The 15,018-nt window shown below is 52.8% G+C and carries 12 protein-coding genes; 5 read left to right on the top strand and 7 right to left on the bottom strand.

Annotated features, from left to right (window positions below; translation table 11 throughout):
• Window positions 1-47 precede the first annotated feature (47 nt).
• Window positions 48-1,499, bottom strand: a complete 1,452-nt coding sequence (locus FGS84_RS07745; protein WP_138307275.1) for a DUF2079 domain-containing protein — start codon at window positions 1,497-1,499, stop codon at window positions 48-50.
• Window positions 1,496-1,801, bottom strand: a complete 306-nt coding sequence (locus tag FGS84_RS07740; protein WP_138307273.1) for a hypothetical protein — start codon at window positions 1,799-1,801, stop codon at window positions 1,496-1,498. The genes FGS84_RS07745 and FGS84_RS07740 overlap by 4 nt, the downstream gene beginning before the upstream one ends.
• Before the next feature lie 186 nt (window positions 1,802-1,987).
• On the opposite strand from FGS84_RS07740, the gene FGS84_RS31385 reads away from it, so the two are divergent.
• Window positions 1,988-4,297 carry a hypothetical protein gene (locus tag FGS84_RS31385; protein WP_243129903.1) on the top strand — a complete coding sequence of 770 codons (2,310 nt, stop codon included), beginning with the start codon at window positions 1,988-1,990 and terminating at the stop codon, window positions 4,295-4,297.
• Here the strand turns inward: FGS84_RS31385 and FGS84_RS07730 are convergent.
• The 5 genes from FGS84_RS07730 to nadA are packed head-to-tail and all read right to left on the bottom strand — an operon-like array spanning window position 4,281 to window position 8,713.
• Window positions 4,281-5,087, bottom strand: a complete 807-nt coding sequence (locus tag FGS84_RS07730) for a metallophosphoesterase (RefSeq protein ID WP_138307271.1) — start codon at window positions 5,085-5,087, stop codon at window positions 4,281-4,283. The two genes, FGS84_RS31385 and FGS84_RS07730, sit on opposite strands and share 17 nt — an antisense overlap.
• Window positions 5,088-5,100: 13 nt before the next feature.
• The gene (locus FGS84_RS07725; protein ID WP_138307269.1) at window positions 5,101-5,649 is read right to left on the bottom strand and encodes a transcription repressor NadR; all 549 of its coding nucleotides are present in this window, start codon (window positions 5,647-5,649) and stop codon (window positions 5,101-5,103) included.
• 33 nt (window positions 5,650-5,682) lie between these two features.
• The gene (gene nadC / locus FGS84_RS07720) at window positions 5,683-6,540 is read right to left on the bottom strand and encodes a carboxylating nicotinate-nucleotide diphosphorylase (protein ID WP_138307267.1); all 858 of its coding nucleotides are present in this window, start codon (window positions 6,538-6,540) and stop codon (window positions 5,683-5,685) included.
• Window positions 6,509-7,726, bottom strand: coding sequence for an L-aspartate oxidase (locus FGS84_RS07715; protein ID WP_138307265.1), 1,218 nt, complete (start codon window positions 7,724-7,726; stop codon window positions 6,509-6,511). The genes nadC and FGS84_RS07715 overlap by 32 nt, the downstream gene beginning before the upstream one ends.
• Window positions 7,727-7,762: 36 nt before the next feature.
• Complete coding sequence (gene nadA / locus FGS84_RS07710) at window positions 7,763-8,713, bottom strand: quinolinate synthase NadA (protein ID WP_347563804.1); 951 nt, start codon at window positions 8,711-8,713, stop codon at window positions 7,763-7,765.
• Between the two features lie 220 nt (window positions 8,714-8,933).
• Between nadA and FGS84_RS07705 the strand changes: the two genes are divergently transcribed.
• The 4 genes from FGS84_RS07705 (at window position 8,934) to FGS84_RS07690 (ending at window position 15,013) form a co-directional block, all read left to right on the top strand.
• Complete coding sequence (locus tag FGS84_RS07705; protein WP_243129902.1) at window positions 8,934-10,535, top strand: hypothetical protein; 1,602 nt, start codon at window positions 8,934-8,936, stop codon at window positions 10,533-10,535.
• A gap of 24 nt (window positions 10,536-10,559) precedes the next feature.
• Window positions 10,560-11,399 (top strand): hypothetical protein, encoded by an 840-nt coding sequence (locus FGS84_RS07700; protein ID WP_138307261.1) that lies wholly within the window; start codon window positions 10,560-10,562, stop codon window positions 11,397-11,399.
• 212 nt (window positions 11,400-11,611) lie between these two features.
• Window positions 11,612-13,834 carry a penicillin-binding transpeptidase domain-containing protein gene (locus FGS84_RS07695; RefSeq protein ID WP_138307259.1) on the top strand — a complete coding sequence of 741 codons (2,223 nt, stop codon included), beginning with the start codon at window positions 11,612-11,614 and terminating at the stop codon, window positions 13,832-13,834.
• A gap of 165 nt (window positions 13,835-13,999) precedes the next feature.
• Window positions 14,000-15,013, top strand: coding sequence for a methyltransferase dimerization domain-containing protein (locus FGS84_RS07690; protein ID WP_243129901.1), 1,014 nt, complete (start codon window positions 14,000-14,002; stop codon window positions 15,011-15,013).
• Window positions 15,014-15,018: the final 5 nt, after the last annotated feature.

Raw genomic sequence — 15,018 nt, 5'->3', positions numbered from 1 at the left:
GCTGCTGGAGGAAATTGTCCGGACCGATGGAAATGGCCGGAGGACGGCTATTCAGGGTCCCGCTTTAGAAGGGCCACATAACCGTCCACGGTTCCTGCTGTCTCATACCCCTGTTCATGGCAGCTGTCCAGCAGCTGTTCCAGGTCTTTTTCATATCCCTTTCTCAGGTCCACCACCATATAATCAGCCCCATGCCTGCTTGTGAGCAGATAGACTTCATCCCGCATGGAAAGCTGCGGCAGGAAAAAGGTGGAGGACTTTACAGAGGCGTCCTGTGGAATCTGTTCCAAAAGGGCTCTGGCCTGGGCGGCCTCCTCCCGGTGGCGCTGATACAGGCCGGCATAGTTTGACTTGGCGTACATTACGTTTCCGGTGAGAATAAGGCCGCACAGCAGGCCCCAGACACAGACAGCGCCCGGAAACCAGCTCTTATATCCGGAATGCTCCCTGCGGCTTCCATTGGATGTTTTTTTCATATCCCGGAAATTTACCAATGCAAGATAGATGAGCAGGGCCCCGGAACCATAGGTATACTGAAAGTAGACAGAGTGCTGGTACTTATAATTGGACATGAGATTGATGAGTACAAAGGGAATGAGCAGGGTCCATTTCTGCCAGTCCCTGGTCATAAAGGGGAGGAAACCCAGCGGAAGGAGCATTTGGAGGAAAAACAGGATTTTGTCCTTCACTGCAATCTGGGACAGCACATAAGCGGGATTGACCAGAATGGTCTTAAACATGCTGACTAAGCCCAGACCCTTGTCGGATATGAAATTGTCAAACCGGTTTATCATGGCTCCGTCCCCAAACCGGTTGATGTACCAGATGGCCATGCAGAAATACACACATGACGCCAGGAAGACAATGGCTCCCAGGCGGTACTGCTTTTTCCACAGGAACATGTAAAGGCCGATGCAGGCAGCATAAACAGGGGCATCCTCCTTTACCATAAGGAGAAGGACGGCAGAGGCCAGCAAGGATTTAAAATGGCCTGTTTCCAGAAAATACATGCACCAGAGAATGATAACGGCCAGGAATTTATTTTCGTGGAAATCATAAAAACATCCGCCCATAAAGGCGGGGTAAAAGCAATACATAAGACCGAAACACAAGGTCTGCAGGCGGGTAAGCCCAAATGACCGGGTCAAAAGACACAGAGGAACCATCCCGCTTATGACAATAAGTGACTGAAGCACCAGCAGGGTTTCCGGCCTGGGGACCAATTTGTAAAAGGGCAGCAGCAGGTAAAAAACAGGCGAGAGATGGACTGCAAAGTGGGATAAAAGCCCGTCGCGCTCACAGGTGGTCAGAGGGGACAGACCTTTATCCATGTAGTAATACATCTGTGAAAAGATTCCGAAGTCATAGGCCGATGCATAATTAAGCCGGTACCGCAGCACTGTCATGATAGCGGTAAAGGAAAACCAGGCAGCGGCCGTGATGGTGAGGATTACCAGCAGCTTTTTACCGGTAAGCCATTGTTCCATGGTTTTTATCATAGTATGAATGTTTCCTTTATCATCAGGGTGGCGATGTACATAAGCACACTTGGAGTCAGGGAAAAATGAATCCGGGAGCGGGCAGTGGGAAGCACGCAGGGAATGGCCATGCAGAGAAAGATTCCAATCCAGATGCCCAGGAAGCTTTCCAGGGAAATCTGCCTTACAAAGTCCAGGGTCACAAAGGGGACATGGCTGGCCAGAAGATACATGGTATTTGTCATCAGCCAGCTGGCAATGGCCAGTTTTCCAATGCAGCAGAGCAGAGGCGGCCGGGAATCGTGTTTCATCGTTTGAATCATAGGGTTCTCCTCCTTTAAACTGTATAGTAATCATCCCATTGGTAAATGTAAAGATGTCAGGTGCAACTGTAAGAAAAATTAGAAAAACCTTAATAAAATCCGCCGTCTCCGGGCTGATTATGCAGCTATAAAAAGAGTACGGATATACGACGTAAATGCGGATATTTATCATCAGGAGGAGAGGAAATGAGAAAAAGGAGCGGTAAAAGAAATAACAGATATATACAGCTGACAGCCCTGGCCCTGTGCGCTGTGCTTGCAGGCGGAGGCTGCAGCGCCCCTGCAGGAGGTGACGGCGCCAAGGGACAATCCCAGCCTGGGAGCAGCCAGCAGACCGTATCCGGCACAAATGACGGGCAGGGGGTAAAAAAGGAACCGGCTTATGTCTATTATATCAAGGATGCCAATCTGATGCGGGCAGATGTGAACGGGAATATGGAACCGGGGAAGAATCCGGTTGTGCTGGCAGAGAAAGCAAGCATATGGGCCAACCTTAAAACTTATGATGATGTGAAGCAGGCTGAGGACGGCAGCTTTTCCGTGTTCAATTTTGAGACTGGGGACAGCTGGTTTGATTATAATGAGAAGTTTATTTCTGTCAGGGAAGAGGACGGGAAAACGGAAGACATCATGGAAGGGGATGCGGTTGCTGAGATGTGCGGCAGCACCCTGTGGATTCAGGAGCCGGATACAGAGGATATATTTTCGGAGGACCTGAAAATCAACCTCTATTCCTACCGGCCGGGAGAAGGGAAAAAACTGGCTGTGCCCGACATCTATGGATTCTATCCTGCAGAGGAAGGGGATAATTTCTGCTTTAGCAGACTGAATGAAAGCGGGGACGGACAGGCCCTGTACCGCTATCAGGACGGACAGGAAATTCTGCTGGCAGAGGGAATGGACTTTGCGGGGCTGAATAAGGATGCTGGAATCGTGTATGTGGAACGGGCGGTTGACAAGGGAGAGGATTACTGGCATGAGCTGGCGCGGATTGGTGCGGATGGTTCCATGGAGGAAATTCTTACAGAGGAGGACCATGCAGCCAACTATTATCTGGCTCCGGAATACGGCAGCCTTTACTATCTGGTGCCTGGTGATACCCAGGATACAGATACCTATAACAGAAGCTCCCTGTATTTCTGTTCAGACGGAGCGAAAACCCTTCTCACAGACAAGTTTTCCATGGCATATGAGTTTGTGGGGGACCCCATGTTTACGGACCAGGCTCCGGTATTGTTCTACCTATGCAGTGAAGGCAGCCAGTCCCAAGGGCTGTTTGCGGCAGTGGGGGACCAGGTGACGGAAATCCGGCTTCCCGGTATCCAGGATGACTGGCTGCATGAGTACTCCTGGATTATGACGGAGGGGGACGGGGCCCTGTATATGACCGTGGCAAAGCTGGATGATGCATTCCAGTCAGCTGAAAGCTGGATATACAAATTCAGCCTGACTGACAATACCCTTACCAGTACTCCGGAATGCGTGGCGGAGGGATATGCAATTGACATCCAGAAGGTGACGGAGGACGGGATTTTTTATTCGGAACATAAGGATACATGGACATTATATTGCGACGGAAAAAAAATACTGGATAACTATTGTCCGGGTACTTTCTTTGAGTCAGGGGAACAGGGAGGGGAATACTTTGCGTTTTGCGGCAGCGGACAGGAGGCTCCTGACCTTATGAGGCTGACTTCTGCCGGTTCTTCCAAGGTGTTCGATGAACATGTGGTCCAATGCGAACCATATGCAGGCGGAATGGTCCTTCTCTCTGGCTGCAGCGGCAGCTATCCTTATCTTGGAACCCTGAAATTTTGCGGAGAGAACGGATTTAAGGTGATTGATGAGGGCATTACCGGCTTTTTCCAGCACGACGGGGAGAAGTTCATGGATGCGGTTCCAAGGGAATGGGACTGGAGCGGACAGCAGGCCCAGGAGGAGGAAGAGCTGGAATTGGACCCGAATCACGACCCATGGGGAAGGGCGGATATAGAAGACAGTACATTCCATCAGAGAACGTATGGATTTGAAATAGATTTGGCACCGGAGATGGAAAAGGACAGCAGCTTTACAATATACGGCTACGGAGAAGAAGGCGGCATTGACCTGCGCTGCTGTGAGGAAAGCGGAGGTGAGAGGTATACATTATCCATGACGGACTCCCCTTATAAGGCGGATGAAAATGCAGCGGCTTACGGCCGGAGGAAACGGGAAGAGCTGGTGGCCGGCCTGAAAAACATGGGCCTGGATTTTGACGGTGAAGTGATGACAGTGGACAAAGCAGAGGATATTACGCTGGACGGGCGGCGGGCTTTCAAGCTGACGGTCCGGCAGAATACCCTCTATGAAACCACCTATATTGAGTACATTGTGCCGGATGAAGAAAACGGGCGTATGATTGAACTCTCAGGAGGCTTTATGCCGGACAATGAATACAGCGGCAGCCAGGACATGGAGGCGTTCCAGTCTTTTGTGGAATCTATGAAATGGGTTTAAGGTCCACCACAACCAGCTCCGGCGGATTATAAATACGGGGCAGCCTGTTCAGGCACAGTCCCCGGCTGACAATCAGGGAGGTGGAGCCCAGGACATACTGTCCCCCTGCATACCGGGGAAAGAAGCCCTGGTGAGGAGCCAGAAGTCCGCCCGGACAGCCGGGAATACGGAACTGTCCCCCATGGGCGTGGCCTGCCACTACCAGGTCGAATCCGCTGTCCCTGTAATATTTGGTGAGTTCCGGACGGTGGGACAGCAGGATGGAGTAGATAAAAGGGGAGGTGCGGGAACAGCAGCGCCAGAATTGTTCCTTCCATCTGGAATCCAGCTTTACGGAGTGGTGGGAGTCCGTAAAGGCGTGGGGGTCATCCACCCCTCCTATAATCAGGGGCTGGCCTTTGATGGATGTGCGGATTGTCCGGCCGCCAAGGACAGTGACGCCGTATCGGGTGAACATTTTCCGGATATCAGGTATCTGGTGAATCCACTGCTCATGGTTTCCCGTGACATAGTAGGTGGGATACCTTCCCTTTAAGCCCTCTAAAAGCAGTAAAGTCCCCTTATGGGGGACTTTGTGGTCGGCAATGTCGCCTGCCATGAGAACCAGGTCAGGCCTGTGGCTGTGTATGGCTTCCAGCAGCGGCTCCTGGGCGCTGCCGTAGATGGTGCTGTGCAGGTCTGCAATCAGGGCTGCCCTCAGGGGGCTGGCCAGCTTCCTGGTGTATTCCGTGTAACGGCCAATTGTGAGGCCGCAGTAAAATGGGTTTTTAACATGTGCGTTACTCTGCATATCAGGCTCCTGTCTACTCATCATCGGACATCTCATAAGGCAGCAGCTCTGCCAGATAGTGTTTTTCCCTCAGGGCCTCCTCTATTTCATCCAGTATTTCCTCCTGTTCGGCGCTGACATGATGGAAGTGGTAGCCTGATGTGACATTCATGAGAGGGGCGGATTTCCCTGTCCTTATATTGTTCATGAACAGCTGTACGTCGCGGCGGTTCTTGATGTTAAGGGGGGCTGACATTTTTCCGTATACCCGGTGATTCACCATGACATCCAGTACAATCCCCCCCAGGTCCACAATGGTGACCAGCTCATCCTCTGTCTGCTCATTGGTGTGGCAGACCTTAAAGAGACGGGACGCCTGCCTGGATTCATTGAGGACATATCCGCGGGCAGTGGAGAGAATGGGATAACCCATGGTGCGCAGCAGGGCGATATCCTGGACCACCACCTGGCGGCTGACACCGGTTTGCCTGCCAAGGGCCCCGCCGGACAAGGGGGCGGAGGCCTGCCTCATCATATCCAGAAGCTTCCTGCGTCTCTGTGCTCCGTTCATCACATCTTCCATGTTCCATTCCCTCCTGTAATACATAGTCCTGCCTTAATCTGCCAGCACCTCCAGATGCTTCAGACTGATATCCAGAATCGGAGCCGAGTGGGTCAGGGCGCCGCTGGAAACATAATCCACGCCCAGCTCCGTAATGGTCCGGATGTTTTCTTTTGTCATGTTGCCGGAACACTCGGTTTTGGCCCGGCCGTCAATATAGCGTATGGCTTCGGCCATCTGCTCCGGCGTCATGTTGTCCAGCATGATGATGTCGGCGCCTGCATCCACCGCCTCCTTCACCATGTCCAGATTCTCTGTCTCCACCTCTATCTTGCGGACAAAGGGAGCATATGCCTTTGCGGCAGCAACCGCCTCCCTGACGCCGCCGGCCGCATCAATGTGGTTATCCTTTAACAGAACGCCGTCGGACAGGTTGTAGCGGTGGTTCCGTCCGCCTCCAATCCGCACCGCGTATTTTTCAAAGATACGCATGCAGGGCGTGGTTTTCCGGGTGTCTAGCAGCATTGTCCCGGTGCCCTTAAGCATTTCAGCCACAGAGTGGGTATAGGTGGCGATGCCGCTTAGGCGCTGCAGATAATTCAGTGCCGTCCGTTCACCGGACAGAAGGACGCGTACATCTCCTGTGACCGTGGCCAGATGCTGGCCTTTTTTTACTGCATCGCCGTCCCTGACATCAAAAACCACACTGGTTTCCGGGTCCAGAAGGGTAAATACACGCTCAAAAATCTGCAATCCGGCTATAATTCCGTCCTCCTTACAGATAAGCTGTACCTGTCCCTTTTTGTATTCAGGCATGACTGCGTTGGTGGATACGTCCTCACTGCTTATGTCCTCCTCCAGGGCAAGACGTATGTATTTGTCAGCAACAAGCTGCATGGTAATTGGATTCATAATCAGTTCTCCCTTTCTGGCTGTTTTCTATTCGTTCTGCGGCTTTTCCGGCAAACACCAGGCTCTCTAACAGGCTGTTGCTGGCCAGGCGGTTCTTTCCGTGGACCCCGTTGCAGCTGGTTTCACCCACTGCATACAGATGCTCCATGGTGGTCCTGGAATCCAGGTCCACCCATATGCCGCCCATAAAATAGTGCTGGGCAGGCACAACCGGAATGGGTTCTTTTGTGATGTCATACCCCTCCGCAAGACATGTCTCGTATATATGGGGAAAATGTTCCAGGATGGTTATCCGGGGCACGGGGGCAAATGACAGCCAGACATGCCTGCTTCCCTCTTTATCCATCTCAGCCTCAATGGCCTGGGATACCAGGTCCCTGGGCAGAAGCTCATTGACAAAGCGCTCTCCTTTACTGTTTAAGAGTACAGCCCCTTCACCGCGGGCCGATTCCGAGATGAGAAAGGACCTGCCCGGTTTTTCCGTGTAAAGGCTGGTGGGATGAATCTGCACGTAATCCAGGTGCTCCAGCTTCACGCCGTGCGCCCGGGCAATGGTCAGCGCATCTCCTGTAAGACAGGGAAAATTGGTGGAATGCCGGTAAAGCCCCCCAATCCCCCCGGTGGCCATAACCGTGTCCCGGGCATGGATGGAGAGGGCGCCGCCGTCCCTGGTCCTGGCCTGGATGCCTGCACAGGAGCCGTTTGCAGTCAGAATGTCTGTCATGACCGTATATTCCATGATATCCACATTGGGGAGCGCGGCTGTCCGTTCCTGGAGGACCGTGGTAATGGCCTGGCCGGTGATGTCCTCATGGAAACAGATTCTCGGCCTGGAATGGGCGCCTTCCTTCGTATATTTTAAACTACCGTCCTGGTTTTTGTCAAATCCTACCCCAAGCTCCAGCAGATGACGGATAACGGCGGGGCTGGTGCGTATCATCAAGTCCACGCTTTCCTTCCGGTTTTCGTAATGGCCAGCCTTCATGGTGTCCTCAAAATAGGAATCATAGTCCTCCTCATCCCGGAGCACGCAGATGCCTCCCTGGGCCAGCATGGAATCGCAGGTTTTCCTATCCTCCTTGCATATCATCAGGATATGCAGGTCCTCCGGCAGGTTCAGGGCCGTGTAAAGCCCTGCTACCCCGCAGCCTGCAATCACCACATCACAGTATATATGTTTTGTCATTTCCTATGCCTCCTTTTGGAATCCGCCGCCCTGAATTTACTGCGCCAGCTTAAGCATCTGTTCCAGGGCCCTGCCTGCCGACGGGACATAGGCTTCCGGCACAGATGCCTGGTTCTGCCCGGTACGAAGGACATGGATGATTTTATCCAGGGTTATTTTTTTCATATCCCGGCAGACTGGTTCCGTGTCAGGAAAATAAAACTCTTTGCCGGGATTCTGCCGTTCCAGTTCATAGCGCACGCCATTTTCCGTACATATAATGAATTCCCTGGAGGAACTTCCGGCAGCGTATTTAAGTATTCCGGCAGTGGAGCCGATATAGTCGGCCAGCTTAAGAACCTGGGCATTGCATTCCGGGTGGGCCAGTACCTGGGCGTGGGGATGGATTTCCTTTAAGGCAGATACCTCGCCGGGGGACATATGGTCGTGGACGGGACAGCAGCCCTTTACCAGCATCACATGCTTTTCAGGCACCTGGCCGGCCACATACCGGCCCAGGTTTTTATCCGGTATGAACAGAATGTCCTGGTTTGGCAGGTTCCTCACAATCCGGACTGCATTGGCGGATGTAACGCACACATCGGACCAGGATTTGATTTCTGCCGTGGAATTGATGTAACAGACCACTGCAAGGTCCGGATATTCCTTTCTGTATTGTTCCACTTCCTCCCTTGTCACCATGTGGGCCATGGGGCAGTCCGCCTGTGCGTCGGGCATCAGGACCACCTTGTCCGGACTCAGCAGCTTTCCGCTTTCGCCCATGAAGGAGACTCCGCAGAATACCAGGGTCCTGTTGCCAAGACCCGCGGCCACCTTGCTTAAATAGAATGAATCTCCTATGTAATCTGCCATTTCCTGCACCTGGGGGTCCACATAATAATGGGCCAGGATGACGGCGTCCTGTTCTGCTTTTAACTGCCTTATTTCTTCCTGCTTCGTCATAATTTCCCCTGTTCTGCCGGCAGTGATGCGCCGGCGTTTTTTCATTTGGCTTTCTGTTTGTGTCTGCAACAGTATAGCACATATATTTACATGTGACAAGACACATGGCGGGTTAATTTTTTCACCGAAACAGGGCGGTCAGCGTAATTGTAAGGATTATTAAAGAAAAGTTCAGCACTGAAAAAAGAGGATATGGTAGAATTAGGATAGGAATCATGCCGGGCCTTTTAAGGACGCGGCCCAGCGTTCCAAAAGGAGGATTTGTATGAGGAAAATCCGCGGAATAAGAGCCTGTCTCATGTTTGCGGCTGTAAGCCTGGCGGCCTGCCAGCCTGCTGACAGCAACACAAGGGACAGACAGGAACAAACCGGGACTGTCAGGGAACAGGACGGCCAAGGACAGACGGAGCCGGAAAATGGCGCCCGGGAGACAGCCGCAGCAGAGAAGACGGCAGCCGGTCCGGTGACAGAGAACCAGTGGCAGATGGTTCCCGGTTACGGCATATGCAAACAGGGAGAGCCGGTTCTGTATGTATTGGATATGGATGCCAGCAGGCTGAAAACAGATGGGGACAGAGTCAGTGCAAGGCTTCTCTCCGCGGTATACCAGGACAATGTACTCAGCGTCAAGGTGAAACTGAGGGATGATACCGTGACCCTGATACCGGATGAGAAGGTGAAGGAAATTTTGGAACAGGAGGAGGAGAACCGGAAGAAGCAGGAACAGGGACTTTATGTGCAATGGGATGACAGCTATTTCTGCATTGACAGCGGGAAGAACCTATATGGCCGCAGTGCTTTTCAGGACAGGTTACGGACCGGGAAAAAGGCGCAGAAGGAAAAGGGCGCAAGGGCGGTTACCTTTGACCGGATAAAAGGGAAGGGAATGGACGGCCTGGGTTTTCAGCAGCAGAGGAACAGCACCTCCTGCAATGACAACGGAAAAGGCGGCTACTGCATATCCACTGTGTCGGAAAAAACCATAGGGAAGGAGTGGTTTACACTGGCTAAGCCGGAGGGCGTCTATGAATTATGGCTGGAGGGCTTTCAAGAGCCTATGAAGATTGTTTTTAAGAAGGCGCCCTCCTATGGTTCGCTGGAGGATATAGAGGGAATGGTGGTGCATGAAGGATTTTACGGGATGGCTGAGGGGGAGGTGGAGGATGAGGGACTCAGACTTACCACCTATACCTACTCGCAGGATGGATACAGAATCGGATTCAGCCGCGGGAAACTGATGGCAACGCTGTCGGACGGGAAAACGTCTGAACTGGTGCCTGCGCGGGGGGAACAGCTGACCACGTCTCTGGACCAGCTCTCTGGCATCCAGCCCAGAAGCATACAGGAGACGCTGTACAGGATACCGGAGGGAACGGCTGTTACGGAAGCATACCTGCATGCAGAGAAACCTGTTGTCACATCGCCGGAACAGGGAGCCGTACTGGAGATTCCCATTCCTGAGGAACGGCAGTCCCTGGACGAGGCAGTGGAATTCAGGGACTGCAGGATATACCTGAACGGAATCCGTCCCATGGATGAACTTTATGAATATGGTACGGATGAAAACGGGGAACCTCTTACCAGGCATATGGTTTATATCAATGCCAGGGCCGAGATGAGGGATGCGGATAAGACTCTGTACTATGTGAATGCGGTACAGCCGGAGGAAGGCCAGGAGGGAGGGACCGGCGACCCCTTTAAGACAGTATACGCCCAGGCGGATATGGCAGGGGCAGATAAATATAATGCAGGAGAGCTGGCGGGATTTAAGGCTTTTTATCAGGAGGGGGACTCTGTAATCAGACTTCAGCTCCAAAGTCCTTCCTACAGGTGGAACCAGGAATTTGTATTGCCGGTACAGATGTGACCGGACGGAGAAGGAGGAGACTGTTTGCAGAACGATATCAGGAAAAATATGCTGGCTCTGGGTACGGCCGCAGCCATCATGGCTGTGGGAGGGATGGCCGGGTGCAGCAGGACAGCACATATGAATTCTGCGGCCGGGACTGTAACCGTGGCTGCGGTGGAAACCACCTCCGCAGCGGAGCTGACCGAGAAACCGGCGGAGCTGACCGAGAAACCGGCGGAGTTGACCGAGAAACCGGCGGAGTTGACCGAGAAACCGGCGGAGCTGACCGCTAAACCGGCGGACCTGGAAAAGATGTCCGACAATCTGAGCCTGCTGGGAGCTGATGGGATTGAGCTGGACTACGCAGGTCATGGGCAGATTGTATTTCATAGCTTTGCGGGACTGTTCCAGTGTATCAATACAGGGGAAGGGTGGAAGATAAACAGGACCCTGGACCTTAAGTCCCTGGGAGCAGGCACAACACAGGGAGACAATTATTCCCTTATCACAGCAGATAAGGACAGTGCTTTTATATCGCCGGAATGCTATTCGCCTAAAACGGAGATGCCGGTGACATACCGGTATACATTTGCCGACGGCAGCCTGGAGCTGAAGGGTAGGTTTCAGGAAAAACCGGATTCCATTATGCAATGGAGCCATTCGGAAGAGGCAATGGCCATCCGGGAGACAATCCGGGAAATAATCCGGGAGCAGGCAGGGCAGGAGATTCTCTGGATATCCAATCTCTGCCCTGTCATGGAAACGGATGCCAATGTATACGGGTTCGTTACATTGGGAAACGGCGGTCTGGAAACACTGGGCTACGGCCTGTACTGGATGGAAACGGACCGGCTTGAACTGGCGGCCATAGAGCGTCAGTAAAATAGATGGAATAAAGTGTAAACGCCCCTCAGGGAGGCCTTGCGGCCGCATTCCCGGACAGCTGACAGGTATGCAGGCTGGCCGGGATTTTACTTTATTTTTTCTTAATTATCCGGCTGTGCTATTGATTTTGCCAGCCACTTATGCAACAATTTATGGATGGATTCAGAGAAAGTATGCCTGAACCAGCATAATTAAAGAGAGGAAATATAATGAGAAGCAGAAGGAAGAGAAAAAAAGCAAGGGCAGTCATTATCCTTCCCGCAGTCCTGGCCTGCCTTTTGGCTGCAGCCGCGGGCACAGGGTTTTTATGGTTTTCAAAGTCAAGGGACAGCTCCGGGCCGGCTGCGCCGGATGAACGGTTCATGGAGTATACGGGCTACCTGTCCCAGGGAAATTATGAGGCCATGTACCAGATGCTGGATTCCGAAAGCCGTATGAACATCAGCAGGGAGGACTTTGTAACCAGGAATAAGAACATATACGAGGGCATAGGCGCTTCTTCCATCCAGGTGGAGATTACCGGGGTGGAGGAAAAGAATCAGGAACAGGGGATTCAGACCGTCAGCTATGAGACCAGCATGGAAAGCTCTGCCGGCGCCATCCATTTTTTCAACCAGGTGGATTTTAAGCTGGAGGCATCTTCCGTAGAAAACGGAACAGGCAGCCATGGTGAAGAAAAGAACAAAAGGAAAAAGGATGGGAAGGAAACAAAGGATTACAGGCTGGTCTGGAGCGACCGTGTCATATTTCCCAACCTGAGCTGGAACGACAAGGTACGGGTTGTGGCGGACAAGGCTATAAGAGGAAGCATTCTGGACAGAAACGGTATCATGCTGGCCGGAAAGGGCAGCGCGTCCATGGTGGGTCTTGTGCCGGGAAAGATGAGCCGGGTTGGGGACAGCTATTCAGAGGACGACTTAAGCCGTCTGTCAGAGCTTTTAGGGATTTCGGCTGACAGCATCCGCAAAAAGCTGTCGGCCGGGTGGGTAAAGGACGATTCCCTTGTTCCTGTCAAGACGTTAAAGAAAGTGGATGAGCTCAACCTCAAGTCAGCTCTGCCAGAGGAGGAGAATGTGCAGAACAGGGCGCTTCAGGACCAGCTTCTGACCATTCCGGGCGTCATGATTACGGATACGCCTGTCAGGTATTATCCCCTGGGCGGGAAAGCGGCCCATCTGGTGGGCTATGTACAGAATGTGACGGCCGAAGACCTGGAGGAGCACAAGGGGGAAGGCTATCTGTCAGACAGCGTTATAGGCAGAAGCGGAATGGAAGGGCTGTTCGAGAAGGAACTAAAGGGCCAGAATGGACGCATCATATCCATTGTCACCTCCCAGGGAGAAGAAAAGCAGGTGCTGGCCGCTATCCCCAGGATTGACGGCCAGGACATCACCCTCACCATAGACAGCAGCCTTCAGGAACTGGTGTATGATACATTCCAGGACAGCAAAAGCTGTACAGTGGCCATGAATCCCTATACAGGGGAAGTTCTGGCCCTGGTGAACACGCCCAGCTATGATAACAATGACTTTATCCTTGGCATGTCGGAGGCAGCCTGGGCAGCACTGAATGAGGATGAGAGAAAACCCATGTTAAACCGTTTCCGGCAGCGTTTTGCCCCCGGCTCGTCCTTTAAGCCCATTACAGGCGTCATTGGCCTTACCTCCGGCGCTCTTACGCCGGATGAGGATTTCGGGGAGGCAGCAGGGCTAAGCTGGCAGAAGGATGCGGGCTGGGGCGGTTATTACGTCACTACCCTTCACGGATACAGTCCGGTTAACCTTAAAAATGCCTATATCTACTCAGATAACATATATTTTGCAAAGGCAGCCCTGAAAATCGGCTATGATAATTTCATGGCGGGACTGGACCGGCTGGGATTCAACCGGAAACTGCCCTTTGAAATCTCGGTTGCGGAATCCCAGTACTCCAATACGGAACGGATAGAAACGGAAATCCAGCTGGCGGACAGCGGATACGGCCAGGGCCAGATGCTGGTAAACCCCATTCATCTGGCATCTCTTTACACCATGTACCCCAACCGCGGGAAGGTTCTGAAGCCCTATCTTGTGTATAAGGACACGCCGGAGCCGGAGGTATGGATTGAGGATGCCTGCACGCCGGAGGCGGCAGAAACCGTGGAGGACGGGATGAAGGCTGTTATCCATTCAGAGCACGGCACAGGACATGCTGCCATGCGTTCTGACATTACCCTGGCAGGAAAGACTGGAACCGCTGAGATAAAGGCATCCAAGGAGGACACCAGCGGCACGGAACTGGGGTGGTTTGCCGTGTACACGGCTGATGGGAACATTCAAAATCCGGTTCTTATGGTCAGTATGGTGGAAGATGTGAAGAACGCCGGAGGAAGCGGACTGGTGGTCAGAAAGTCCAGGGATGTGCTGGCAGCTTATATACCGTCCGGCCAGTAGTCCGTCCGGGTATAGTTCGTCCGGTATATAGTCCGGCCGGGTATATAGCCTGTCCGGTGAATAATCCGGGCGGCAGGACAATCCGGAGCAGCCGGCATATACTATAAGTGAGGAGGTAATCAACAGAAACCGTGTATCGGGGGATTGGAGGGGAAATCAATGCCTATGGATTCATTTTCATCAGAGGGGATTTTACGGAGGCTCATCAGGCTTCCCTACCTTCCGCTCTATATCAGCGTGCTTAATGCAGCCGTGGAGCTGGAGGTTTTTTCCGGCCTTACCCAGAGAAAGAGCGTAAGGGAGCTATCAGCGGAGAGAGGGTGGGATGAAGACAATACCCGGTATTTCCTGGATGCCCTTTACTGCCTGGGATTTATCTGGAAAAGGGATGGGATGTACTGCAACTGCAGGGAAACAGACCGGTATCTTGTAAAAGGCAGGCCGGAGTACATTGGAGGCCATCTGGCTTTTAACTGTGCAGAGGAGTGCATGGGATGCGGGGAGTTTAAGAAGCTGGTTGAAAAAGGCCCCGGCGGCGGCCGGGGACCGAAAGGGCAGCCGGACTTCCGGCAATACGTACAGAACATGCGGGAATCCCAAATGGGGTTCCGGCAGACTGAGATACAGGGAATCGTAAGGGAGCTTCCGGAGTACCCGGGTATCAGGAAAATCCTGGATTTAGGCTGCGGAACAGGACTGCTGGGGCTGGGAGTGATTGGGGAACGGGAGGACCTGACAGGAATCCTATATGACCGCCCGGCCATGGAACCGGCTATCCGCGAGTCCATCCGTCTGACCGGCCTGGAAGGGAGGGCAGTGCCCATGACAGGGGATTATCTGACGGACGACATAGGAAAAGGCTATGACCTGATTCTGGCCATTGCCACCCTGAGTTTTGTGGAACAGGAACTGGCTGCTCTTATGGGGAGGCTCTGTGAGGCCATGAATCCAGGGGGCGTGCTGCTGTGCTATTCAGAGGGAATCGAGAGGGATTGTTCAGGCCCGTGGGACATGATATTGGGCTGGCTGCCTTACAATATGCAGGGATATAACCTGGGGATTAAGAAGAATGAAATCGCAGAGGCTGCCATGGCAGCCGGATTCAGGAGCGCTGAAAAACGAACCGGTATTTATTCCACAGGAAACGTGGACGTGGATATATTCAGAAAACAGGTGTGAAAACC

Origin of the sequence: Clostridium sp. 1001271st1 H5 (genome assembly GCF_005845215.1) — a bacterium.
Lineage (GTDB): Bacteria > Bacillota > Clostridia > Lachnospirales > Lachnospiraceae > Enterocloster.
Note: the sequence above shows the minus strand (reverse complement) of the source record. Positions and strands in the feature narration are given on the sequence as shown.